The organism is Streptomyces sp. NPDC059832 (assembly GCF_042731715.1).
Lineage (GTDB): Bacteria > Actinomycetota > Actinomycetes > Streptomycetales > Streptomycetaceae > Streptomyces.
In genome coordinates, this window is sequence record NZ_JBHWIY010000032.1 from 45,193 (window position 1) to 70,555 (window position 25,363).

At 67.6% G+C, this 25,363-nt stretch carries 20 protein-coding genes; 8 read left to right on the forward strand and 12 right to left on the reverse strand.

The genetic code is table 11. The features are described 5' to 3' along the window. The first annotated feature begins 241 nt into the window (after positions 1–241). From ACFV8T_RS36260 to ACFV8T_RS36290, 7 genes are all read left to right on the forward strand, one after another. Positions 242–616: a hypothetical protein gene (locus ACFV8T_RS36260; RefSeq protein WP_385335880.1), complete on the forward strand. Its 375-nt coding sequence runs from the start codon at positions 242–244 to the stop codon at positions 614–616. Then, the gene (locus ACFV8T_RS36265) at positions 613–2,091 is read left to right on the forward strand and encodes a hypothetical protein (protein WP_385335881.1); all 1,479 of its coding nucleotides are present in this window, start codon (positions 613–615) and stop codon (positions 2,089–2,091) included. The genes ACFV8T_RS36260 and ACFV8T_RS36265 overlap by 4 nt, the downstream gene beginning before the upstream one ends. Then, positions 2,033–2,482, forward strand: coding sequence for a hypothetical protein (locus ACFV8T_RS36270; RefSeq protein WP_385335883.1), 450 nt, complete (start codon positions 2,033–2,035; stop codon positions 2,480–2,482). Before ACFV8T_RS36265 ends, ACFV8T_RS36270 begins: the two co-directional genes overlap by 59 nt. 50 nt (positions 2,483–2,532) lie before the next feature. Next, entirely contained in the window at positions 2,533–4,632 is a 2,100-nt protein-coding gene (locus ACFV8T_RS36275; protein ID WP_385335885.1) for an integrase, read from the forward strand. 220 nt (positions 4,633–4,852) lie between these two features. Next, complete coding sequence (locus ACFV8T_RS36280) at positions 4,853–5,062, forward strand: hypothetical protein (RefSeq protein WP_385335887.1); 210 nt, start codon at positions 4,853–4,855, stop codon at positions 5,060–5,062. Positions 5,063–5,492: 430 nt separating this feature from the next. Further along, positions 5,493–11,654 carry a DNRLRE domain-containing protein gene (locus ACFV8T_RS36285; protein WP_385335949.1) on the forward strand — a complete coding sequence of 2,054 codons (6,162 nt, stop codon included), beginning with the start codon at positions 5,493–5,495 and terminating at the stop codon, positions 11,652–11,654. A 28-nt stretch (positions 11,655–11,682) separates the two neighbouring features. Beyond that, complete coding sequence (locus ACFV8T_RS36290) at positions 11,683–11,964, forward strand: hypothetical protein (RefSeq protein ID WP_385335888.1); 282 nt, start codon at positions 11,683–11,685, stop codon at positions 11,962–11,964. 309 nt (positions 11,965–12,273) lie between these two features. Here ACFV8T_RS36290 and ACFV8T_RS36295 read toward each other — a convergent pair whose 3' ends face one another. The 3 genes from ACFV8T_RS36295 to ACFV8T_RS36305 all read right to left on the reverse strand — a co-directional run bounded on the left by ACFV8T_RS36295 (position 12,274) and on the right by ACFV8T_RS36305 (position 15,961). Then, positions 12,274–13,101, reverse strand: a complete 828-nt coding sequence (locus ACFV8T_RS36295) for a glycoside hydrolase domain-containing protein (RefSeq protein ID WP_266792861.1) — start codon at positions 13,099–13,101, stop codon at positions 12,274–12,276. 581 nt (positions 13,102–13,682) lie between these two features. Next, a complete protein-coding gene (locus tag ACFV8T_RS36300) occupies positions 13,683–13,916 on the reverse strand; it encodes a hypothetical protein (protein WP_385335890.1) in 234 nt (77 codons plus the stop codon). Between the two features lie 44 nt (positions 13,917–13,960). After that, the gene (locus tag ACFV8T_RS36305; RefSeq protein WP_385335891.1) at positions 13,961–15,961 is read right to left on the reverse strand and encodes an ATP-binding cassette domain-containing protein; all 2,001 of its coding nucleotides are present in this window, start codon (positions 15,959–15,961) and stop codon (positions 13,961–13,963) included. 649 nt (positions 15,962–16,610) lie between these two features. Between ACFV8T_RS36305 and ACFV8T_RS36310 the strand changes: the two genes are divergently transcribed. Then, entirely contained in the window at positions 16,611–17,021 is a 411-nt protein-coding gene (locus ACFV8T_RS36310) for a GFA family protein (protein ID WP_385335893.1), read from the forward strand. A 198-nt stretch (positions 17,022–17,219) separates the two neighbouring features. On the opposite strand, the gene ACFV8T_RS36315 is transcribed toward ACFV8T_RS36310, so the two are convergent. The 9 genes from ACFV8T_RS36315 to ACFV8T_RS36355 all read right to left on the reverse strand — a co-directional run bounded on the left by ACFV8T_RS36315 (position 17,220) and on the right by ACFV8T_RS36355 (position 25,061). After that, entirely contained in the window at positions 17,220–18,200 is a 981-nt protein-coding gene (locus ACFV8T_RS36315) for a DNA-3-methyladenine glycosylase family protein (RefSeq protein ID WP_385335895.1), read from the reverse strand. Then, positions 18,201–19,232: a helix-turn-helix transcriptional regulator gene (locus ACFV8T_RS36320; RefSeq protein WP_385335897.1), complete on the reverse strand. Its 1,032-nt coding sequence runs from the start codon at positions 19,230–19,232 to the stop codon at positions 18,201–18,203. Next, positions 19,232–19,975: an SDR family NAD(P)-dependent oxidoreductase gene (locus ACFV8T_RS36325; protein WP_385335899.1), complete on the reverse strand. Its 744-nt coding sequence runs from the start codon at positions 19,973–19,975 to the stop codon at positions 19,232–19,234. Before ACFV8T_RS36325 ends, ACFV8T_RS36320 begins: the two co-directional genes overlap by 1 nt. Continuing rightward, complete coding sequence (locus ACFV8T_RS36330; RefSeq protein WP_385335901.1) at positions 19,972–20,307, reverse strand: hypothetical protein; 336 nt, start codon at positions 20,305–20,307, stop codon at positions 19,972–19,974. The genes ACFV8T_RS36325 and ACFV8T_RS36330 overlap by 4 nt, the downstream gene beginning before the upstream one ends. 91 nt (positions 20,308–20,398) lie before the next feature. Beyond that, entirely contained in the window at positions 20,399–20,884 is a 486-nt protein-coding gene (locus ACFV8T_RS36335) for a hypothetical protein (RefSeq protein WP_385335903.1), read from the reverse strand. Between the two features lie 25 nt (positions 20,885–20,909). After that, positions 20,910–21,143 (reverse strand): hypothetical protein, encoded by a 234-nt coding sequence (locus tag ACFV8T_RS36340; RefSeq protein WP_385335905.1) that lies wholly within the window; start codon positions 21,141–21,143, stop codon positions 20,910–20,912. 368 nt (positions 21,144–21,511) lie between these two features. Continuing rightward, positions 21,512–22,390 (reverse strand): endonuclease/exonuclease/phosphatase family protein, encoded by an 879-nt coding sequence (locus tag ACFV8T_RS36345; protein WP_385335907.1) that lies wholly within the window; start codon positions 22,388–22,390, stop codon positions 21,512–21,514. 991 nt (positions 22,391–23,381) lie between these two features. Then, positions 23,382–23,663, reverse strand: a complete 282-nt coding sequence (locus tag ACFV8T_RS36350) for a helix-turn-helix domain-containing protein (RefSeq protein WP_385335909.1) — start codon at positions 23,661–23,663, stop codon at positions 23,382–23,384. A 333-nt stretch (positions 23,664–23,996) separates the two neighbouring features. Further along, positions 23,997–25,061, reverse strand: coding sequence for a helix-turn-helix transcriptional regulator (locus ACFV8T_RS36355; protein ID WP_385335911.1), 1,065 nt, complete (start codon positions 25,059–25,061; stop codon positions 23,997–23,999). Positions 25,062–25,363: the final 302 nt, after the last annotated feature.

A 25,363-nucleotide genomic window follows, 5' to 3' on the forward strand; every position in this document is an offset into this window, starting at 1 on the left:
GTCCACTCAGGTAGGGAGGTGGGAAGGGCGCAGGGAGAGAAAACCGGAAACCCCCATAGATAACCAGGCTTTCCCGCTACTCCCCCTCCCTCCCCTTCCCCCTCTCCGGCACTCATGACGGTGGGCGTCACCGCTCCGAAAGGAGAACCAGGGAAGTGATCCCCATCACGGCGACGTCATCGCAATGCAACACCCACGAGCACCAGCGTTGCGAAAGCTACATCCGCAACGGTGCAGGCCAATGGCAACACGACATCGTCCGCACACGGCCTCTGCGGACACAAGGCACACCTTCGCCCTGAAATGGTTCTCCATCCTGTCCCTGCTGGAAGAGCGACGGCTGGAGGGATTCACCGCGGAGGAGATTGAAGACTTCCGCGACCAACTTGGCGACATCTGGCTACAGTTGGCGATCTTGCTCGGCCATAAACACCCGGACACCACCCGGGAGCACTACCTGGAGCCCTTCACGGGGCTGCAATTGTCCTACCTGATGTCGCTGCTCGATGACGACGAACAGGCCGGCGTCGACTCGCTGGTGCGCACCTTCGCCCGGCACGGCGGCTCCACCATCATGCCCATTGCCGCGGCGGCCGGTCCAGGAGGTGCCCTGTGAGCGGGCGAGGGCGAGGGGGTCAACGAGCAGCCCAGCCATCCCCAGGCTGGCAGCCTCCTGAGCGGCTGCCCAGCGACGGGGACCAAACCACGGTGATCTTCTACGAGGAACAGAGCGGCAAGAGCCACATCCTCGACTTCTCGCCCTTCCCGGCACCGCTCGTGATGCAGCAGTGGATGGCCGCGTTGCTGGCGGCCCGGTGTGGTGCGCGCGGCGGCAGCAAGCGCCTGGCGACGGCGAAGAGATACCACTGGATACTGCACCGCTTCACGGTGGTGCTGTCGGAGGCCGACCGTGTGCCAGCGACGCCGGGCGAGTTGGCGCCCGAGCACTTCCAGATATTTCGTGACCGGTACGAGGACCATCCGACGAGCTTGCGGTCACATCTGCAAGCACTGCGGCGGCTCATGCGCAAGCGCGAAGAGCTGACCGACGAAGCCCGTCACGATCTCCTGCGTACACGGCTTCCCGCCGCCACGACGGCGACGCAGGTCATGGCGTACAGCGACCACGAGTGGCAGAAGATCACGACCATGCTGCGCCGCGATATCCGTGTCAGCCGGGACCGCATCCGTGCAGGGGTGCGCCTGCTGGCCCGTTTCCGGGGCGGTGAACTCATACCAGGCAGCAGGGAGGAGGCCCTGGGAAGGATGCTGGACGTGTTCGCCACCACGGGGGATCTGCCCCGGAACGAATCCGGCGCCCTGCGGGACGAGGTGTCACGGCTCGGCGGCGCCATGGCCATCAGTGGCATGCTGAGCCTCACTCGCGATGAGTCGACGGCCTTCGCGATGCTGCTGAGCGCGCTGACAGCGGAGAACTTCGGCACCGTCAAGACGTGGCCAGCTCTGCACACCCGGCCCGACGGCGGTGTGACGACGCAGGCAGTGGCCTTGGTCGAGGAGACCAAACCGCGCCGCGGCCCCGACCGGGAGCACATGGTCGCCGCACTCGAGGATCTCCCCGCCTCACTGCGCGAGCTGGCCGAATCCGAGGACGCCGAGCCCCGGCTCTTCCACTCGCCGCTGCGGGTGTACCAGCTGCTGCTGGAACTGACGCAGACCGCTCGCCGCCTCAGCGGAGAGACCCGCGCGTTCATCGCCTACAGCCCCAGGAGCCGTCCGGCGTTCAACAGGGACATGTGGAACACCGAGGTGCACGTGAAGCACTGGAGCCAGACACGGGGCTTCCCCTCCATGCGCAAAGCTGTTGCCGGAGGGCTGCCCGCCGTACAGGTGAGGCGGATGAGACCAGACTGCGCTGGAACTGAAGCGGCGCCCGGTCGCCCACAGCCGCGAAACGTTGCGGGACCACTACCTGAAGCGCAGCCGCACCGTGCAGGAGCAGAGCCGCTCCGTGGTCGCCAAGGCACTGCGCGAACAGGTCGCGAAGGCACGCACGGCAATGGAAGTCCCGGTGTTCACACCGGACTTCATCGACCGCGCGGCTCAGGATCCGGAAGCAGCAGCGGCTGAGGCCGGGCTTGACTCAGAAGTCCTGAAGGGTCTGTTGGCCGGGGAGCAGGACACGGTGCTGACCGGATGCATCGATCACCTTGCCGGGCCTGACGCGCCGCCGGGGATACCGTGTACGGCTTCGTTCTTTGCGTGTCTTGGGTGCAAGAACGCCCGCGCTCTCCCACACCAGTTGCCGGTCCAGATCGATGTCCGCGACCGACTTCTCGCCACACGCCCCAACTCCGATCCCACGACCTGGCGCGCGAAATACCAAGCGGCCACCGACCGGCTCGAGGACATCCTGCGTCACTACACCCCTGCCGAGCGCGAGCAAGCCCGCGCCAAGCTGGGGGACGGTCAGAGCGAACTGATCGACGACCTGCTGAGCGGAAGGCTGGATCTTCGATGATCGCCCCCTCGGTACCCTTGGCCACCCCCGCGTCGGGGAACGGCAGGCTTTTGGACCAGACGCTCTGGCCGGCCGACGACGTCCTCATCCTCCGCAAGCGGCCGGTACGGATCGGCACTCCGCCCTCGCGCATGTCGCGATTCGGCGACGAGCTATGGCATGTCCAGCCGGCCCACCCTGACGCGCACCTTCAGACTTCGGCCATCTCCTGGTCCAGCTTCCCCGCCGCACTCCGTCAGCATTTCCGCACGTTCTTCCTGGCCGCCCTGGACCACCCCGTCCCGGTAGAGCCGGGCGGACGGCAACGCCCCGCCGAGCAGGCAAGCGTCGGCAGCTTCCCCTACTGGGTCATCGACATGCGGGTCCTGGCGCTCTGGCTGGACGAACAAAGGTTCCACGACCTCTCCGCGGTACGCGACGCCGATCTGGAGACCTTCCGCACCTACGTGCTGGGCCTGGACCGCAATGGCCGCCGAAAGTCGGACCTGATCACTGCGGTGCGTCTGCTGTGGATCTTCAGCGAGCACATGCCCGCCCAGTGCCGCCTCGACTGCGACTTTCCCTGGGCAGGCCAGACCGCCAAAGAGGTCGTCGGGGCACCGGCAGGGACGGGGCGGGAGAACAAGACCCCCCGCATCGCCGACGACACCATGGAGGCCCTTTTGGCCTGGGTCCTGGTGACGATCGAGGAAGTCGGCCCCGACATCAGGGACGCCTGGCACGAGTACCAGCAACTGGAGGCCGGGAACCACCACTCTCAGGCCCGTTACACCGGGACGCGGGAGGAACGGCTTCGCGCGTACCTCTCGCACTGCCACCAACTGGGCATCGCCCTACCCGGCCATGAAGGCGGAGGAGTCAACCATGGACACATCAAACGACTCATGGGCATCCCGAAGGCACACCGCCAGGGAGTGTCCGCGTCCATGATGGGTCTCCTTGTCGACAGCGGCCTGCCAGTCGCGCCCTTCACCGGTGTCGGTCGCATCACCGGGCAGGTCCATGGCCGCCCCTGGCGTAAGCACCCCATCACCGTCGGGGAACTCCCCACCCTGGTACGCCTATTGTCTGCCGCGCTGTTCACGGCGGTCTGCTATCTCTCCGGAATGCGCCCCGGTGAGGTCCTAAATCTCCGCAGGGGATGCCGTGATACAGACGACGAGACGGGCGAGCTCCTGGTGCACGGCTTCCGCGGCAAGGGCTTCGACCGCGTCCCCGACCAGTCGGAAGCTTCTGAACCCCTGCGCCCGTGGGTCGTCGTGGACGTGGTGCACGCGGCCATCGGCTTTCTGGAAGAGCTGCACGAACTGCCGTTGCTCTTTCCCGCGAGCCTGATCCACGCCCACGATCGGCGTCCCGCCACGGTCAATGCCCGCCAGGGCACCGCAATGAACGGCGACATCCAGGATCTGATCTCCTGGATCAACTCCATCTACCGTAGGACGGATGGTGGTGCCCCCATCCCCGCTGATCCTGCCGGCCGCATCAACGCCACCCGCTACCGTCGCACCCTCGCCCGCTTCATAGTTCGCAAGCCACGGGGACTGATCGCAGCTGCACTGCAGTATGGTCATGTCCATACAAAAGTGACTCTGAGCTACGCCGGGTATGCCGACCCCTCCTGGCTGCACGACATCGCCGTGGAGAAACTCGAGCACATCATCGACCAGGTCGAACAGGACAGCGGGCGCCTCGCGGCCGGCGAGCACGTCAGCGGTCCTTCTGCCGACGAATACCGGGTCCGCGTGGAGCGCACCATGTCGTTCGAGGGCAGGGTGGTGACGAGCGCCGGCAGCGCGGAACGCCTTCTGGAGCAGACGGATCCCGCGATCTATCACGGGCAGGGCATGACCTGCGTATGGCGCGCGGCCACGGCCGCCTGCCGTAAGGCCAAACTCGCACTCGGGCTGCCGGACGACGACACACCGGACGAGTCGGAGTGCCGATCCTCGTGCGCCAACCTTGCCTACACCGACCGCGACATCGAAGACGTACAGCGACGCCGCGAGCGGCATCGGGCCGACGCGACCGACCCGCTGGCCCCCAAGCCGCGGCGCGACCGCGCGGCGGCCCAGGCCGCGCAGCTGTCGGGGATCATCGACCGCCACCACGTACAGGGTGTCCTTGGCGCTGAGGAGCGGACCGTATGAGCCGTCGCCCCCGGGACCTGGAAGCCGAACGCACCGCGCTTCGAGCCGCAGCCGATCGCCTCCTGGCCGGCACGCCCCTGCGCTCAGCCTCCGGGAGACTCACTGCCACGAGCTGCTGCGCGAGTCCGGTCTCCGGCGAGATGTCGCCTACGGCGACCACAAGGACCTCGTCGAGGAGTTCCAGGCGCGGGTGAAGGCGCAACACTGCACTCCCTCCGCGATGCAAGAACTCGCAGAACGGAACGCCCAGCTGAAGGGCCAGCTGGCCGACGCCACCAAGGTGCTGGTCCGCGAGCAGAAAGCCAGCGCCGCGCTCCGGCGGATCATTGCCGAGCTTGATCTGGAGCTCCACCAGGCTCAGAACGGCCTCGAACATGAAGGAAACGTCACTCGCCTTCCGGCTCCGCGGCGATCAACACCACGTCGATGACGGATCCTGCAGCGTCAGCTTCCAGGCAATGAGGCCCCACCCCTCGCTCCGTCACCCTGCCAGCAGTGCCTACGCCGGCTTCTCCGGACGCACAGGCTCGCCAGAAGGTACACCGTCAACTGCCAACGTCCGTACATCAGGAGCAAAATGAAGGTGTCATTCAACAGAATCTGGGTAGCCGACCAGATTTGGGACGAGGTAGTGGCCTATTTCACATGGCGGCCCTCCGTCGCGCTGTCGATCTTGAACCCCCTTGTCACACTTCCCCGTCTTTTCCTTCTCGATACCTTCACGTATGCATCACATAAGTGATGTGCACACAGCAAGAGACCGAGGGATGATGACGGTTCATATACCCGCGCGATCAGGGCGCGGTCGGCCATGGTCCAGCAGGAGTCTGCGTTTCATAGCGGGCACGCTCACGCTGGCCCTGTCGGTCACGCTGGTCGACGGTGCGAGCCCGGCGGACGCCGCGGCGTCCAAGGCACCTGCGGCGCCGAAGAAGTCGGCGGCCACGCAAGCAGCGGACATCCCATCTGCGCGGGTTGCCGCGCGGCTGTCTGGTAAGCGTGTGGAGGCGCTCTCGGAGCGGACCGAGACGTCCACGACCTGGGCCAACAAGGACGGTTCGCTCACTACCGAGCTCGCCGCCGGCCCGATCCGGTTCGAAGACGAAACCACTGACGGGTGGCGGGACGTCGATCTCGAACTCGTGCAGGGCTCTGACGGCTCGGTCGAGCCTATTGCCCACCCCCGCGGACTGAAGCTCGCGGGCAAGACCGGCACTCCGCCAAAGTCACTCAAGGCGGCGCAGGCATCCACCGCTACCGACCTGGTGACGCTCGGTGAGGGCGAGCAGCAGATCACGCTGCAGTGGAAGGGCGGCCTGCCCGCGCCGAAGCTGGACGGCACACGGGCTGAATACGTCAACGCCGTGCCCGGCGCGGACGTGGTGGTCGAGGCGACCCGTACCGGATTCGAGCAGTTCGTCGAGATCAAGCAGAAGCCTGCCACCGACGGCTACACGTACACCCTGCCGCTCAAGGCCAAGGGCCTGAAGGCCAAGCAGCAGGCAGACGGCAGCGTGCTGTTCACGGACAAGAAGAACAAGAAGCAGGCCCTCATGCCTGCGCCGGTGATGTGGGACTCCACCGTCGATGAGCGCTCCGGTGAGCACACCCGCCGGGTGCCGGTCGCCATGAAGGTGGTGGCCAAGGGCTCCAGCGTCGACCTGGTGATCACCCCGGATGCGGAGTTCCTCGCCGACCCGGCCACGAAGTACCCGGTGACGGTGGACCCCTCCACCTCGTCCCTGTCCAACGTCTTCGACACCTACGTGCAGCAGGGCGAGACCGTCGACTGGTCGAGCGACGTCGAGCTCGACCTGGGCAATCCGGGAACGAAGAACGCCGACGGCACGCCGCGCACAGCGCAGTCCTTCATCTCCTGGAACACCTCCCCTATCCAGGACGCCTTGATCCTGGACGCGAAGCTGTCCTTGTGGAACTTCCACTCGGGCAACAACGTGGACTGCAAGGCGTATCCCTGGGAGGTGTGGTCCTCGCCCGCGGCCTCCACGTCCAGCCGGTGGACCAACCGGCCGACGATGACGGCCAAGAAAGCCACCTCCACCGAGACGCGCGGCAACACCTCGTGCACCACGCAGCCCGACGGGTGGATCAACGCCAACGTCACGACCCTGGTGCAGGAGTGGGCGTCAGCCAAGGCCACCCGCGGTCACATGGGGCTGCGAGCCACTGACGAAAGCGTGATTGCCCAGTGGAAGCGGGTCAACTCCGCGAACGCGGCCTCGAACCCGCCGAAGCTGGTGGTCAATTACAACTACCGGCCGCGCACCGGCACGAAGCAGGAAGCCGGCCCGCCGTACTTCTCCTACGGCGGCGCCTACGTGGTCAACACCACAACCCCAACGCTGCGGGACACGTTCGTCGACCCCAACGGTGACAAGGTCAACGGCACCTTCCAGATCTTCGAATCCGCCACCAACACCCAGGTCGGCAACGTCATCGTCTCCCCCTGGGCGAACTCCGGACAGGTCGCCTCCGTGACCGTCCCTGCCGGTGTGCTGGCCAACGGCAAGACGTACAAGTTCCGTACCAGCCCGTACGACGGCACGCACTACAACCTGGGCTGGTCGGCGTGGAAGACCTTCACGGTCGACACGACCGCGCCGTCCGCCCCCACCGGCATCACGTCGACGGACTACCCGTCGAACGCCTGGGTCAAGGGCGCCGGCCAGGCTGGCATCTTCAATGCCACGCCGCCCGCAGCTGACCACAACTGGCTTGAGTGGTCGCTGGACGGCGTGAACTGGACCAAGGTCGCCACCGGCGGTACCTCGGGAGCGAAGGCCATCTCGGTCACCCCGGCGAAGGACGGCACCCACACCCTCCTGGTACGCGCGGTGGACAAGGCGGACAACAAGTCCGAGGCCATCGAGTACACCTTCCGCGTCGGCCCGGGTGGCTTCGTCCAGCCGGCCGACGGTGAACGCACCGCACGCCGCCTGGCGCTGGTCGCCGAGGCCGACGGCTCCAAGTACGACAAGGTCTCCATCTCCTGGCGCCGTTCCGAGGCCGATGCCTGGGTTCAGATCCCCGCCGGTCAGGTCACCTCTGGCGGCACCGCTCTCACCGCTTGGCCTGTGGCGATGACCGGCGGCAAGAACGCCCCGCTGGTCTGGAACGCCACCGACACGGTCGACCCCGACGGCAGTGTGCAGATCAGGGCCGACTTCACTGGACCCAACTCCGCAGCGGGAAGTTCCACGCCGCTGACGGTGATCGTGGACCGCAACGCCTCCGGCGCCGCCACCAGCGAGGTGGGTCCCGGTTCGGTGAATCTGCTCACCGGTGACTACACGCTGTCGGCCACGGACACCTCCGCGTTCGGTCCGTCGTTGTCGCGTACCGCTTCCTCGCGTACGCCGGACAAGGGAGCGGGGCAGGAGGGCCAGGCTGCGATCTTCGGTAAGGAGTGGCTGGCCGGCACCGCCGCCGAGATGACAGAGTCCGACTACTCCCACATCCGCAAGATCTCCAACACCGCGGTCGCCGTCCTCGGCTCCGAGGGCGACGAAACCCATTTCACCGCAAACGCGGCGAAGACGTCCTGGATCGCCGAAACCGGCTCCGAGGACCTGACCCTTCAGGGCAGCGTGACAGGAACGTTCACGCTATCCGACACCGAGGGCACGGTGACCGTGTTCACCAAGCCCGACGCGGCTGCCACCACCTGGCAGGTCTCCAGCACCCTGGTGGAGGGGCTGTCCAACTCCATCACCACCGTCGTGTCCGAGACGGTGACCGTGGACGGCAAGAAGCTGGCCCGCCCCAAGCGGGTCATCGCCCCGACCTCCGCCGCGACCGCGGCCGCCTGCACGGCCGACCCGGCCACCAAGGGCTGCCGTGTCATGGAGTTCGTCTACGCGACGTCCTCCACAGCGACCGCTGACACGTTCGGTGACGTGGTCGGCCAGGTGAAGGAGGTCCGTCTCTGGTCCACCGTCCCCGGCGCCGCTGCGGCGACTTCGAAATCTGTGCAGATATACTTGTACGACGGCTCCGGCCGTCTGCGCCAGGCATGGAACCCGCAGATCAGCCCTTCGCTGAAGACCGAGTACGGCTACGACAGCGTGGGCCGCGTCACCTCGCTCACGCCACCCGGCGAACTGCCCTGGACGTTCACCTACGGCAAGGCCGGAAACGCCGCCACCGCCGGTGACGGCATGCTCCTCAAGGCGTCCCGGCCCGGTCTGCAGCAGGGCACGGCGGGCACGGAATCCGGCACGGCCACCACCAGCGTCGTCTACGACGTACCGCTGACTGGTACTACCGCTCCGTACAAGATGGGCGCAGCCGATGTGAAGGCATGGGGCCAGCTGGACGCGCCGACGGACGCGACCGCTGTCTTCCCCGCCGACGCGATCCCAGCATCGCCTTCCGGCAACACGCTGACCGCGGCCGACTACAAGCGGGCCGACGTGCACTACCTCGGTGCGTCCGGCCGCCAGGTCAACTCGGCTGCTCCCGGTGGGCACATCTCCACCACGGAGTTCGACCGCTTCGGCAACACCGTCCGTGACCTCTCGGCAAGCAACCGCGCCGTCGCCCTCGGCGCCAGCGCCGCAGACCGGGCCATGCAGGACGACCTGGGCATCGCCCAGCTGGCGTCGGCCGAGCGGGCGAACCTCCTGGCCATCACCTCGATGTACAGCGAGAGCGGTACACGTGAGCTGGAGAAGCTCGGGCCGCTGCGCCGGATCGACCTGACCGCTGACCTGAAGACGGGTACGACCACCCTCGTCACGGCTGGTACCTCGGTGACCGCACGCAGCTGGGTCTTCAACGAGTACGACGCGGGCCGACCCACGGACGGCACGGCCAACGTCAAGGACCAGCTCACCAAGAGCACCGCCGGAGCCCAGGTCCGCGAGCACCCCGGCATTCAGGCCGAGACGCGCACGTCCCAGATCTCCTTCGACTGGGCCAAGGGCCTGCCCACCAAGACTGTCCACGACCCGAGTGGTCTGGCCATCACTACCACGACCGAATACGACGCCCAGGGGCGCATCACCAAGCAGCTCCAGCCCGGTACCACGGGTACGGACGCCGCGTCCCGGGTGACCACCTACTGGTCCGCCACCGGCACCGGAACCTGCCAGGGCCGACCGGAGTGGGCCGACCTGGTCTGCTCCACAGGCCCGGCCGGAGCGATCACCGGCGGCGGCACCAACCCGGCCCAGCTGCCGACCACCACCACCGAGTACGACTGGTGGGGCAACCCGTCCAAGGTGGCAGAGACCGCCAACGGCATCACCCGCACCACCACGACGACGCACGACAACGCTGGCCGTCCGACCAAGGTCGCCATCACCGGCGGCGTCGGCCAGGCGGTACCGGAAGCCACCACCGAGTACGCCCCGGCCACCGGTCAGGCGGTCAAGACGACGTCGCCCACAGGCGGCACCATCACCAAGGAGTACGACAAGCTCGGCCGCCTGATCTCGTACACGGACGCCGACGGCGGCGTCACCACGACCGAGTACGACCTGCTCGACCGCCCGGTCAAGGCCACGGACAACGTGCCGTCGACCGTCACCTACACCTACGACCACACGGCAGAGCCGCGCGGCATGGCGACGAAGGCCACGGACTCCGTCGCCGGTGTCTTCCAGACCACCTACGGCGCGGACGGGTCCGTCAGCTCGGAGAAGCTGCCCGGCGGCTATACCCTCCGGCAGACGGAGGACACCACCGGCGCGCCCGTCGAGCGGACGTACACCCGTGACAGTGACGGCCTCAGCGTCCTGACCGACATGACCGCCCGATCCGTTTTCGGCCAGGTCACGGCCCATGCGGGCTGGTCCGACCAGACCTACACGTACGACAAGGTCGGCCGCCTCGCCGCGACCGAGGACACCGCCGACACGGTCTGCACCAAGCGGACGTACACGTTCGACGCGCGCAGCAACCGCAAGAGCCTGACCTCCGCGCCGGGCACCCCCGGTCTGGACTGCCCCACCACGGGAGGCACCACCACCAGCCACACCTACGACAGCGCCGACCGCATCGTCGACGCCGGCTACGCCTACGACGCGTTCGGTCGCACCACCGCCACCCCCGGCGACGGCACGATCGGCTACTACGCCAACGATCTTGCCTACCAGCAGACCGCCAACGGCAAGCGTCAGACCTGGCAGCTCGACGCCAGCCTGCGCTTCCGGTCCTGGAAGACCGAGACCGGCAGCGGCACCACCTGGGCCCAGGCCGGTTCCAAGGTCAACCACTACGACAGCGATGACGACAGCCCTCGCTGGATCACCGAGGACACCGCCACCGGTGCGCTGACGCGCATGGTCACCGGCGCCGACGGCCGACTGGCCGCCACGACGGCCAAGACCGGCGGCACGGTCCTCCAGCTCACCAACATCCGCGGTGACGTCAGCCTGCTCCTCCCGCTTGACGCCGGCGTCGCACCCACGGTGCTCGACGCCGACGAGTACGGCAACGCCCGGGCGGGTCAGGCGGAGGCCCGCTACGACTGGCTCGGCGGCCACCAGCGGTCCGGTGAAACCGTCACGGGGCTCACCCTCATGGGCGTCCGGCTGTACGACTCGGCCACGGGACGCTTCCTGTCGATCGACCCCGTCAACGGCGGGAGCTGCAACCGCTACGACTATGTGTGCGCCGATCCCGTCAACATGCTTGACCTCGACGGACGCATAACCGTCGCGGCGCTCGTCGGTGCCGCAGGTCTCGGAGTCAGCCTGGGCACCGTGCTAACCGTCATCGGCGCGGCTGCCATCGTGGCCATCATCGCCCTCATCTGGTGGAAGGGGAAGAGCTGGGCGATCAGCAAGGTCAAGACCCTGTGGAGGGAAGCAAGGAAGTCCGGCAAGGAAAAGGGCAACGACGTTCCCAGCTTCGCGAAGGGGCATCGTAAAAAGGCTGGCGAATCCCTCGACCGGGCGACGGACCGGGTCATGAAGGGCGGCGGCTACCGACCGCCTTACAAGAAGGGGCCCGGCTCCATCTACAACAAGGTGCGCAAGTACTTGTCGCGCAACTGAGCCCAGCAAGGAAGGTCGGAAGATCACCATGGCCGATCCGCAGATGGTCTACCTGCTCTGGCACGTACACCACCACACGCCGGAAGGAACGGAAGCCGAGCATTTCAAGGCTCCCGACGACTTCTGGGCCGATGAAGAGGCAGGGGACGACGTGAAACTGCTCGGCACCTACTCGAGCCGGGACGCCGCGCGGGCCCGGATCGAACGAGCCCGCAAACTCCCAGGCTTCAGCGACGAACCGGACTGCTTCTACGTGGAGGAGTTCGCCATGAACAAGGACGAGTGGACTGAGGGGTACGTAACAGACTGATCCACTCACTCAGTAGCGGCCCACCAGGGCTTCCTGGTGGGCCGCTCTGTTCGTGCGGTGTACCTCAGACAATGCAGTTTTCCCGTGATCTCGGACACGTGATCGTTATGCCGCGAGGGTGTGCTGATGCCGCTGCCTGATCTCGGCCGGGGTGAGGTAGCCGAGAGTCCGAACCAGGGGCTGCCGATCCGGGGAGGACCGTCTTTGAGGTGCTGGGCGCCTGTCCTCGAGAGACGACTACCTTCGGGTACCTGTGCTGCCCCGGCTGGCCTCCCCCAACCAGCCGGGGTCTCGCTTGGTTAGAGCTTCTCAGCCGATGATGGCGACAGGAGCGTCCCAGGCGTTGCGGTCGACTGTGATGGTGTAACCGCCCCGCGATTCCCTGCTGTTGACCATGTACTGGTGGCCGCGGCTGTGGTTGGTGTACTGAGCGGGGTTCCACGGCCAGTCGGTGGTGGTCGTGTTCTTTTTGTCCCACAGCGCGTACCAGAGGTTGCCTGGCAGGTCCGTCTTGTTCGTGGCGGTGGCGATGGCCTTGGCACTGGAGCTGCTGAAGCCGTAGAAGCCGCCACGGTAGGTTGCGTTGCGCAGCGTTTTGGTGAAGGAGCGCACGTAGGTGAGGGTGGCGTCGTTGCACGCCTTGTCGGTGATGTCGTACGACTCCATGTTCAGGTAGATCGGACTCCCGGCTTTCATCCCGAGGGCTGATGCCTTGGCCACCGCGTCCTTCGCGTTGCTTGCGCCGAGGGAGGCTGCCGTGGAAGCGGTGAACCTTTCTGGATTCGCACTCTTCTGGCAGGGCGGCTGCGCGCCGACGTAGAGCGGTATGAGCTTCCAGCCGGTGGAGTTGACCGACTTCACCCAGGACTTGGTTAGGTTGGGCTGGGCGCAGCCACGGTTCTTGCCGCCGATGTAGACAGCGGCGGCGCCGTAAAACTTCGTGTTCCACGCTTTCATTGCAGCAAGTGACGGCGCCGTGCACGTATCGAACGCTCGACCGGTGTACGTCTTCTGTGCGGGCCAAACGGTGGCCGCCATGGACGTCTGTGCTGCGATTCCAGCACCCGCAGCGACAACGACACCCGTCGTCGCCCAGGCGATGTAACGGCCCTTTTTGGACAGTCGATGACTGGACAATCCCCACCCCATACATAAGGCGGCCTACGGCCGCATGAATCTGACACGCCTGCAAAGGACAGCCTGCGCTACGCCACAACACGACCGCAGTACGGGTGCAGCGTCTGCGCTGTGGCGCGGTACCTCCGCTCCGGATGCCGGAGCGCATCGCAGAGTAGCTGACGTCCGTATCGTGACTGCGAGCCGTTTCGCGTGGTCGAGAAGGGGGCGACCTTCCCCGCACGCCATTCTGCAGTCCGCCGCGGCCTGACCGGCGGCGGCACGGTCAGTTAACGACGCCCCTCTTCCCCCCCAGGCTGTTGCGTGGGAAAAGGTGGCGTCGTACGTCTTGCGCCAGCGCCGCAGCCAGTCGCTGATCTCGCCAAGGGCATGAACAGGGCCGCAGAAGCCGCGCCTTCGACCAGAGTCGGCCTGGTGGTTGTGACAGGGCTGGAGACACTGCGGATCCCTGCGCGGTGGTGCAGGCAGCCGATGGGCGTCGCCGCACCTGCAATGGATGGCCGGTTGGCCGGTTGCACCACCGCTGTTGCTGCTCCGTTCCGTGTGAAAACCGACAGCCTCGGTCCCGACAAGCAACTTGCCTAATGAACGGCCAGGGCATGCCACACGCCACCCGCGAACTCCACATCGGGATGGCGCCGACCAAGCAGAGTACGGCCGTCGCGCTCCAGGAACAGGTGCGCGCCGATCACGTTCTTCACCGCTCCGGCCCCGCCCTGACAGGCGTCCTCCCGTGGCCCGGGCAGCAGTGGCGCGGGGTGGTCGGTGCCGCCGAGCGCGTCCGATAGGGCTTCGGGCAACTGGGGATCAAGCATGAACTCTTCCTTCCGTGCGCGAGCAAGCCAGGGCTCCCGAAGGGTCATTGGGTTCCCTGGTGCCGGTCCGTCCCGCTCCGCGGAGCGGGAATCCTGCCTGCTGCCGTCTGGTCGATCTCGTACTGAGCGGCCTGGGCCTCGTACATCTGCCGGTAGAGACCCCCGCTGATATTCATGAGTTCGCCGTGCGTGCCTTGTTCGGCGACGACGCCGTGGTCGAGGACGTAGATGTGGTCGGCCTTCGCTGTCGCGGCCAGCCGGTGCGTGACCAGTACAACGGCGTGACCGTGCTCGGCCAGTGACCACAAGCGCTGAAACGCAGCGATCTCCGCATGGGGATCGAGGGCCGAGGTGGGCTCGTCGACGAGGAGGAACGGCGCGCTCCTGTACAAGGCGCGAGCGGTTCCGAGCTTCTGCCACTGTCCGCCGGAGAGCTGAACTCCTCGCTCGTACCCCTTGAAGACGATCGAGTCCCAGCCGTGAGGAAGTTCCACGACGAGGTCCTGAACGTCTGCGGCCCGTGCGGCTTCCTCGACCCGGTCCATGTCGCGGGGCTGGTCGCCGATGCCAATAGCAACGTTCGTCGCTGCGGTCATCTCCCAGTGAGGGAAGTCCTGGGCAAGCATGGCCACTTGGGCGAAGACCTGTCCCCGGTCCGCCTCGCGGAGTTCGACCTGCTCTCCGGATTCGCCTGCCCACCACACATGGCCTTCGGAAGGCAGCACAAGTCCGGCGAGGATACGGGTCAGCGTGGTCTTGCCCGAGCCGTTCGCTCCGACCAGGGCCGTCACCTTTCCTCGGCGGACCGACATGTTCACACCCTTCAGGGAGGGGGACACCGCACCGGGGTAGGCGAACGACACGTTCTTCACATGCACGGCGGACACGTCGGGCGGCAACGGCGTGCCGGTGGACGGAATGGCGTGCTTGCCCGCCACCTCGGTGGCGTTCCTGGTGTCGGAGAGGAACAGCATTTCCTCGTACAGCCTGTTGACCTGCTGCACCAGCGACGTCAGCCGTGCGGTGCACGTACGGATCGCGATGACCGCGGTTCCGCCGACGGCCAGAGGCAGACCTCCACTGCTCAACAGCCACCACAGCAGCCCATAGCCGGCCAGGGAGGCCAGGCCGGAGAAACCTCCGGCGACCAGGTCGGTCTGCGCCTGCGCCCGCGCCAGACGCCGTTGTTCCGTCTCCGTCTGCTGCGACATCTCCTCGTATCCGGCCAGCAGTTTCTTGCCCGCCGCGTGCACGCGGATCTCGCCCGCGGCATGGGGCCGGGTCAGGTAGGCCAGCAGCGAGGCGATCGCCCGCCGGTGATCGACCCAGTTCAGGCGCGAGGTGTAGTCGCGGCGTGCCGAGCGCACCGCACCCCACCCCTTGGGCAGGGCGATGGCCAGCAGCATCGGCAGCAAGGCCCAGTGCAGCGCCACCAGCACGGCGGCGGCCGCCATCATGCCGACCAGGACATTGCTCACACCCACGGTCAGCCGCAGCATCGAGCGGGCCGAGTCCGTACCGAACTTGCCTGCCTCCAGCACACGCTGGACCTCGGGCCGCTCGGTCGCCTCCACCTCGACCCGGGTCACGGCCTCGTAGTAGCGGGCCGACACCGCCCGTTCCACCTGAGGCTCCAGCCGCCCGGACATCGCCGTCGACCACGCCGCCAGCAACGCCGCGGCCACGGACACCACTGCCAGTACCGCCAGGGACGGCAGGGACTCGCGAAGCTTGTCCGCGGTCGGCCCGTCGGCGAACAACTGCGTCAGGACACTGTTGACCGCCACCAGCCCCCACGCGGCGGTCACCCCCTGCCCGGCCTGCGCTGCCACAACCCCGGCCAGCGCCCGCCGGTCGACCTCCCACCCGGTACGCAGCACCATCCCGGCCATCCGGGGCAAGGCCGCCGCCATCTGACCGAACCCCAGCCGGGTCAGCGCCCCTTCGTATCGCACGAAACTCTGGTCCCACCGGAGCCGGCCTCCGTAGAGCTCGTGCTCGGCCTGTGAGATACCGCCCTGATCGTGCTTCCTGCGCGCTTTCACCGTCGCCACCACCGCGCGCCCAGCTGGCGGCCTGGCACACACGTGCACGGTGCCGGGCGGGTCTGGAACAGGTCGGCTGCCCACCCCGTATCCGGCTGCGCCGAGCAGCGGGCTAAGCCCCCGACTCGCTGCACACCGGTGCCGGGATGGGCAGGGGAGGGCCGCAATCGTTCGAACCCGAGGGGCTTGTGCACGGAGGCGGGAAGAGAAGTCATCGTGTCCTCCATCAGGTCATCGAATGGCACGGGTGCTCTAAGAACGGGCCCCGCGGCTCGCCGTAACGGGTGATGGCGAGGGGGATTCTGGATATCTGTGCGAATTCAGCCGTTCATGCCTGGCACGTGGGGGCGGGGCATCTGAAACGTCTCCGTTCGATGGATGGTCCCCCCTTCGGCCGTATCCGCCGCGGGTTTCCGGCCAACCTGAAACCCTTGCCGCCCCGTGCAGCGACTGCGCCATCCAGTGGGCGCCACGCGGCGTCACGGGGGCGGCAATGGCCCGAATCCGTGCGGTCGCGCCTCGGCCGCGGAACGGGCGTGCCAGGCTGCCGACCCCGAGGCGCACCCACCCGCCCCGGCCCCCGGCCCCCGCCCACCGCACTGCCGCCCGTGGCGAGCCGACACGCGCAACGACCCTGCCGAGGAGCCCCATGCCGAACGACGACACACCCACCCAAGAGGTGTCCACCGGCGGATGCCTGTGCGGACACATCCGATTCGAAGCGACCGGAGAGCCCTACGACCCCCACGTGTGTGCCTGTCCCCACTGCGCCCGCCTGTCCGGCGGACCGCTCATGGCCTGGGTCGGATTCCGCCGGACCGCCTTCAGCTGGACCGGACCCGGGACACCCCGCTCGTACCGGTCCTGGCCCACGATGGAGCGCTGGTCCTGCCCCGTGTGCAGCACGCCGCTCGGGGCGGCGGCCGACGGTGACGAGTACCTCGGAATCTGTGTCTCGGCCCTGGACAACGGCCCCGAGATCACCCCTGTCGGTCACAGCTTCCGCCACAACACCCCCGCGTGGCTTCCGCCCATCCCCTCCACCCAGCCGCCGCCCTGAACCTCCGCACTGCAAGGCCCCCACGAGCGCCCTTCCACACCGGGGACAGGGCATCGGTCTGTCCCCGGTGTGGAAGGGCAGGCGGTTGTAGGGGCGGCTGACTGGGGCAGAAGTGCAGCCAACGGTCTGCTGTAGGCCGGGGGCACGGCCGCATCGACCGTGTGCTGGGGGACGCCGTGGCCCGGTCTTGTTGCTGGCTCATGCGGCGGTGAGTTCGAGGGAATGGTTCCAGGCGTTGATGCCGTCCGGGGCAAGGAGGGGGGCGACAGGGGCGGCCGCGTATTCGTGCTCGACGAGGTAGAGGCCGGCGGTGCCCGCGTGCCCGGGAAACAGCTTGTTCAAGCGGCGGGTGACGGCGTCTGGCGAGGCGTCGTCGACGCCGAGGAGCCGGCGGGCGAGGATCTTGCGGTTCCATACGTCCAGGCCGAAGACGGCGGGGTCGCGGGAGGCATGAGAGGCCATGATCGCCGCCGTGTACGGGCCCACGCCGTGGATCTGCTGGAAGGTCAGGACGAGATCGTCCGCGGCCTGGAGGTCTTCGGCGGTGTGGTCGCGGAAGAAGGCGGCGAAGTGGGGGAGGGTCTTGGCGCGATAGCCGAGGCGGTCCTGCTCCTTGAGAGTCTCGGGAGTGACGTGTGCGAGCTCGGCGGGAGTGAACCAGGCCCGCAGGGTGATGTCGTCGAACCGCACGAGGTGGCCGTGATGGGACAGCAGGTTGCGCGTCATCTGAGTGGTGCGGGCGATGGTGACGTTCTGCAGCAGCAATGCCACCACGGCGATCTCGAAGTGGTCCTCGGGGCAGCTCTGCCGCATGCCGGACAGTACTTCCAGCGGTTCCCGCATGGACGGAACCGCTGAGGCCAGAGCGGTGAACTGGCTGAGGTCCTCGTCCAGGCCGTAGGAGGTGGTCAGCCGGCGCACCAGGTGGGCGCGGTGGCCGGGCTTGTAGTCGCCGTCGGTGTAGATGTCGGCGATGACGAACCGCCCTTGTGCATGCATGCGTACACCGGTGACGAGTTCGCCGACCCGGAAGGTGCGCCAGCTGGTGGTGGCAGTGTGTGCTTCGAGCCCGGTGGCGTAGTGGGAGGGTTTCCACACCGTGTGCAGGAAGTCGAAGGGCCCGTTCCCGGTGACGGGCAGTTCGATGGTGTCGACGTGGTCGAGGTGGGCGAGTTTCACTCATGCTCCTGGGTGGCGGCCGTGGGTGGATCTCAGGCGGGAGTCGTCGTCCGGCAGACTGTCCGGCGGCGCCGGTCCCGGGGGCACAGCGGTGTCGTAGACGGCCAGGGTGCGGCGCAGCTGGTCTGCTATGGCCGTGCGCAGGGCCTCGGGCTCGGCAACGGTGACGTCGGGGCCGTAGCTGGCGACCAGAGGGATCAGCCACTCCCAGCGGTCGACGAACAGCACGATCGTCAGGGATCCGTCGTTGTGCTCGTGGATCCGGGAGGTGGATTTCAGGCTGAGGCGCAGCATCTCGTCGCGCGCTTCGGCCGTGACTTTCAGTGTGACGCGGACCTCGCCCTTGCCGTAGTCCTCCATGGTCTGCGTCCACCAGTCGCGGACGGAGAAGGAGTCGGGGTAGGCGAAGGTGAGGTCGGTGGGCACGAGCCGGTCGACGAGGTTGAGCCGGAAGCGGGAGGGGCTGCCGGTGGCCCGGGCCGCGATCATGTGCCACTCACCGGCCTTCCACACCACGCCGTAGGGCTTGAGGAGTGTGGTTTCCTGACTGCCGGCCTTGGTGCGCCAGGTGGCTTCGAGGGCTGTGGCCGAGAGCATGGCGGTTCTCAGGACAGGCAGGTGGCCGGATCCTTCGTCGCGCCAGTACCAGTCGGCGGTGTCGAAGTGGATGCGCTGGGCGAGGCGGCGGATGACCTCCTGGACGGTGTCGCTGATTCCGGCCGCACGGGCGCTGTCGTCGGTGGGGGTGTCCGTGCGGGGTGGGTCGAGGAATCCCAGGACGTACAGACGCAGGGCGTGGTCGGAGTCGATGGTGAGGGGGTCGAGGGCAGTCTCGGGCGCGAGGCGGTAGCCGCCGACCTTGCCGGGCTGGGCCTCGATGGGGATGCCGTGGGCGATGAGGGCGGCGATGTCGCGGTAGATGGTGCGCTCGGTGACGCCGAAGCGGCTGGCGAGCTCGTTGGCGGGCACGTTGGTGCGGCTGCGGAGCAGGTGCACGATGCCCAGCTGCCGGGCGCGGACGGCGTCGACCATCAGACCGCTGCTCCCAGGGGGTAGATCTGGCCGGTGACGTAGGACCAGTGGGGGGCGGTGGCCAGGTCGATGCAGGCGGCGGCGACTTCGTCGAGGGCCAGAGGGCGTCCCCAGGGCAGCTGTTTGTAGTGGGTGTCGGGGTCGGTGACACCTTTGAGGGTCATGACGTGCCGTGCGAGGGGGGAGTCGATGAGCGACGGCGCTAGGAGGTTGACCCGCACGCCGTGGCGTTGTTCTTCCTTGGCGAGGGTGATGACGAGTGAGGCGAGGGCCGCCTTCGCCGCGGTGTAAGGGCCATTGCCGGGGCGGGCTGCCAGTCCGGCGTCGGAGCCGACCGCCAGGACGGATGCGCCGTCGTGCCGGGCCCGTTGGACGACGGCATGCCAGGTGCGGACGAAACTGAGAACGTTGGCGTGGTGAACCGACTCGAACTCGCTGATGCCCGTCTCAGTGACGGTCTTCTTGGCCGAAGGGGCCCCGATACAGGCGAACACCGCGCGCAGCCGGCCCGTGCAGGCGTCAACAGCCGCACCGAGGTCTGTGGTCGAGCGGTCCTCGGCGGCGTCGAAGCGCACCCAGCTGATGTCGCCGTTGCGGTCGCCGGCGGCGGGTGGGCGGGTGCGGTAGGTGGCCACGACCTGCCAGCCCTCACTGACCAGGCGGTTGCGGATCGCGGTGCCCAGGGCTCCGCTGGCGCCGGTCACGACGGCCAGCGGAGCACGGGCGGACGAGGCAGTGGTCACGTGCGGACCTCGGGCTGGGCCGGGGCGTCGGGGTGGTCGGTGTCCCACATTTCAGCGAAGCGCATCTGGCCGCCGGGGATGCCGAACAGCGCGCCGACGGCCCGGGCGCGGGCGATGGCGTCCTCGTTGCCGCGGGGGATGTCGACCACGGTGTACGGGAAGGCCACGAGCATCCGCGTCTCGTCGATCAGGTGCGCGTAGTACAGCCGGGGCTTCAGCACGGCGGACAGAGCCAGCGCCGCGGCCGGCACATGGTCGACGGGAATGGTCAGCTCGATGATCTCGATGGGGGTGCGCTCGTCGAGCAGATGCGGGTAGCGGCGGTCCTCCATCCCGGAAAGGACGGCGGGGAGGTCACCGCCGGTGAGGCTTTAGGTGATGACGACGGCACGCATGCTGGTCACGCGGAACGGATCCTCTCGGTCAGTGGTAGGGGAAGGTCAGGGCCTCAAACACGGTGCGGCCGGTACACAGCGCCAGCAGCCGTTCGACGCCCAGGCCGAACGTGAACACGTCGGCGGGATCGCAGTCGATGTCGGTGAAGAAGTCGACCGGCCCGCGGTCCGCCGGGATGCCGTGCAACTGCGTGCGCAGGGCGATGTTCGCCTCGACCATCGGCCGGTAGTCCGCAGCGGCGCGCAGTTTCACCCCGCCGTCGCAGATCTCGGTGCCGGCCGCTATCAGGGAGAACCGCTCCGCGCGACCGGTCGCCTTGTCGATGCGGGAGTTGTGCCGCAGCTCCCAGGGGAATCCGTACAGCACGGTGGGCTGGGTGACGGGCTTCTCCACGGCGTGCTTGACGAAGTCCTCCATCACCGCCCAGTCGGTGCCGTCCGCACCCAGGCCGCGGTCCTTGAGCCAGCCACGGGCCGCCTCGACCAGGTCCGCGCCGGTCGGGGCATCCGTCACGCCGAGCGCCTCTGCGATCGCGTGGTCAACGGGTTGCGTCCGGATAGCGGTGAAGTCGGCTCCGGGGGGTGGACAGGGTAGCGAACGCGGTCCGCACCGCGTGCTGCACCAGCCCGGTGACCAGTTCGACGCCGGCCTGCAGATCGATGTCGCGGGCGGCGGTCTGCAACATGGTGAACTCGATGGCGTGACTCTCGTCGGCCTGCTCGGCACGGATGGCCTTGGACAGCGACGATGTCCTGGACGGTCTCGTACCCACGTGCGACGGATGCCGGCGAGCCGGCGAGCCGCGGGATGCGGGAGGTACGCAGGCCGTTCAGTGCCTGGACCAGCCTTTCGTCCTGGAGCTGTTCACGGGAGGACGTCGGTGAGACAGCCCCGGCCTCGGCGGACGGGAAGCTCGGGACGTTGGAATCGGTAGGCACTGGTGGTCTCTCCAGGAGTGGTCCGGGACGGCTGTTCGTGGACCTGGGCGCGAGGGCGGGATACAGGTGAGGCAGGGCGGCTGCCGGTGGTGGGGAAGATCCGGCGCTGGGGCCGGGGTGGACCGGCTGCGGTTGGGCCGGGACCGCCGTACGCGCAGCCTCCGCCGTGCATGGCACCCGCTTGCCGACCCTGTGCCGGTGCTCAGGTGGACAGGGAGAAATCCGCGACCACGGGCAGGTGATCGGACAGCCTGTAGACGTCCGGGGTGCGGATGATCTTCCAGCCCCTCAGCCGGCCGGAGCAGCCGGCCGAGGGCAGGATGTGATCGAAGCGCATGGGGTACTTCTCACTGGCCGACCAGTGCCCGACCGTCGCGCCCCACGGGTAGCCGAGGCTGGTCACCGGGTCGCTGAACCCCGCGTGGCGCAGCTTGGCCTGAGCATCCCGATTTGACGGCCCGTAGGTGCCATCGGGATTGATACGGCGGTGGCGGGAGTGCAGATTCACCGGGAGCCAGTCCCAGTTCTCCGGCTCGGCGTCGCCCGGCCACATGCCGTTGAGGTCACCGGCAATGATGACGTCGTCCGCCGTGCCGAACTCGGTGACCCAGCCCACTTCGGAGGACCGGTCGTCCGGATTGAACGGTGCGAGGTGGGTGTTGAACAGATCGAAACGCCATCCGGATTCCTCTGAGACGAGGCTGGCGCGCGACAGCGTGTGGTGGAACTTGCCCTCCGCCGCGTCCGGCACGAATCCGCGGAACGACACCCGGCCGCGCCGTACGAACGTCACCAAATGGCAACCGTGGCTGCCCGAAGGGGCCAGTTCCCAGTCCATCTCCAGGGCCTTGCCCGTGGCCTCAGCCATGCCGCCCGAGTTGTAGAGCTTGGCCTCCTGCACGGCCAGCACGTCCAGGTCCAGCTTCCGCAGCAGCTCCATCTGCCCCCTCCATCGCGTCGTTGACAGACCGCGGGTGCTGGTGAGGCCGTCCGTCCACCCGTCGAGGCCACCGTTGAGGAGGTTGTACGTGCAGATCCGAAGGGTTCCCTTCGGCTTGGGCAGCAGGTCCGTGAGAAGCACTTGTTCACCTTTCAGTGGGTTGACTGGTATACGAGGCGACGGCCGTCCGGCCTTGCTGTCGGTCTGGTCGTGAGCGGAGGAACGGATCCGCAAGAGATCGCTGGGTCCGCAGTCGTGGCAGCAGAGGCCGTCGTTCCCCGGTTGTGTGGCGCGGAGACACACAGCAGAACGCCGCCCCGCCGACTGACGCGTGACCGGCCGCCGCTACTTGGGCGCGCCGTCGCCGGCAGACAATGGTGTGTCCATTTTCGGCGGCAGCGCCAGGCATTCAGCGGCCTGCGCCGGGCGCGGGATCTCGCCGGTGCCCATGCCCGGGCTCCCCAGTGCCGCAGGGACACACAGGAGGAGCGCCGACACAACGAGGACTCCCACTGACTGACCGTGGTGGAGGGAAGAGCGGTCGCCATACGAGTCCTTGCGGGAGGGCTGATCATAGTGTGATTTGACTGGAATGCCGATGTGTGACGTGGGGTTGAACTCCCGAGCAGCGGAGCGCCGACAGGGTGAGCGGGTCGCTGGATTTGACGGCCACGGATATCCGGAAGGCTCCGGCGAGGGAGCCGGGGTGCTGCCCGTGAGTGCCCTGCAGATACCCGCCCAAGGACGGCGAGAGGGTGGAACTGGCCGGGAGTGCGGTGTCGGTGCGCCCTGGGCGGATCCCGTGCCCGACGGGCGAGCGCCGACTTGCCGACCTCTGCAGGCCCGCTGATCACGACCAGGATGCTGCCGTTTCGGCGAGCCACGTCCAGAGCCTTGTTCTCCTCCGTGCGAGCTACGAAGTTCGGTGACACATAGGGAAGTTGACACGGCGTGGACAGCTGCTGCGGGGCCGCATGATGGTGGACCCGCCGTGGACATCGCGGGCCTGGACAACGACGCCGGACATCTGGGAGTTACCGCCGATCTCATTCGTCGTCACGGTGCTCCTCGAGACCGGACAGGGCTGCCGGTAGGCGGCCGACTGCGGCGTCGAGCGGGACGGTGGGGGTCATCAGACTGCCTCGTCCGATTTCCGCCGGGCCGGTCTGCGCATTTTGACATTGCAGAGTTTCAGAATTCGATGGATGGTGCAGTGGCTTCGGCCTGTTGCATTGCAGATCTCCCTGATCGTGGCCCTATGGACGAGATAAGCCCTCTCGACGTCTCTGGCGAAGGCTTCGGCTGCCAGGCCGGTGAGGCGCTTGCCTTTCGGAATCCGGGGAAGGCCCAGGTGGTGTTCCGTGGGCGGTCCGCTTCCGGCACCGGGGGATTTCATCTCGGGCGTGATGTCCATACGTACTCCAATGGTTGAGGAACTATCGATGTTGTGTGTGGGAAAGGCCTCGTGATGGCGGCTTTCGGGCCCTCCTCGAAGTCCGCCGGTGGAAGGGAGACTTGGCTGTCGCACAGACAGTGCCGGATAGGTGGCACCCCATAGGGCGTGTCAGGGGTATCGGGGCGGCCCCGAAAACACGGTCGGCGCTGGCGTGTCCCCCGCACCATCACGAGTGCCATGGTGTGCAGGCGGTTCAGCGCGCGGGCACAGGGCGTCCTCCGCCTCCGCCCGTACGGAGCTTGCGGGTGAGCTGCACAGGGTGTGTGCCGTCATGGTCCGGGTAGAGGCCCATCACGTCGTCAGGCCGTGGATACGCTGCGGGGACCACTCCTTGGTGTGCTGCGGGCGCCGCGGCGTTCCAGTGATCAGTGGCATGAGCGTGTGCGGGTTCCACCAGACGGCAGGCGGCACCGCCCAGTACAGGGGTCCGCTCGCCGCGGTGTGCGGAGGCAGGTGCAGCGCTGTGCCGCACTTCAGGACGCGGCTGCTGGCATAGCGCCACTGGTCGGGAAGAGAGCCGGGCCGCAGCATGAAGACCGTGTAGCGGCCCTCACTGCTGGCGAGAACGGGCCCCCACTGCTGGGGAGAGACTTTGTCGCCGTGAAGGCGCTGCAGCACGTCCCGGCACACCTCAATGCTCACTCGCACCGGCTGTACATCGGCCCCGGCGACGGCAGTTCTTCCCTGCAGGCACCTCAAGGGATGCCTGGTGCCGGTCTTCTGGGCCGACAGGATTTCGGGCAGAAGCTTCAAGGGGTCATCGACCGGGGGCCGGGGCCGGGGGGTCGGCTGCGGCGGGAACTGTTGCAGGTAGGCGCGCCCGGGCGGAATCGGCCGGTGCGTGCCCGGCGTGCTGACGGCCGCAGCACGCGCCGGTGTGGAGTCCGACGGTGGGCTGACCCCCTCTCGGCCGGACAGGATGCCCGCGGCGAATGCTAGACCGAGCAGCCCGCAGTCGCTCAGCCTTGTGGTGCAGCGGAGATTGTTCAGCGCCTCTCTGACAGCGTCCGGGTGTGTGTCAGCGGCCCGGGCGATGGTCGTGACCAGTTGGTGGTCGGGGACGTCGTAGCGCAGGCCGCGCAACACCACCAGACAGGTGGGTTCATCCAGCAGACCGGCCGGGGATGTGGGCAGCCTGGACAGGTCGACATCTCCGCCGGCCAATACCTGGTAGGTGAGAGCGCGATCGGTCTCCGTTCCTGCACTGAGTCGCGCATCTCGCAGATGGATACGCACACCAGCGGGGGATATGCCCAGTTCTTCGGCCATTTCATACGGGCTCAGACCGAGGGCGTTGAGTGACACCGTCTGCCTGCGGCGAGGCGAAAGGCGCGGGGGATCGGTCTGCAGGGTCATCAGGGCCTCATCCACCGGACAGGGGCGTGGACGGACTGCTGGCCGGTGCAGGTGAGTGCCGGCAGTGCGCGTACGGTCCGGGGAGCGGATGCGGCCGACGCGGCCCACTCCTCTTCGAGCGCTTCCAGCGGGTTCACCGCGTACCGAGGGCCGGGGTTGTGATCAGGATGTGGCTGCATACCGTCGTCCTCGGATTTCTGGATCAAGTAGAAGGGGGATGGACATGGTGGGCCCAGGGGGGTGGTGACGGTGTGCCCACCGAGCCGGCGAAGGAGTTCGGGCACCCCGTTCGCTGTCCGCCT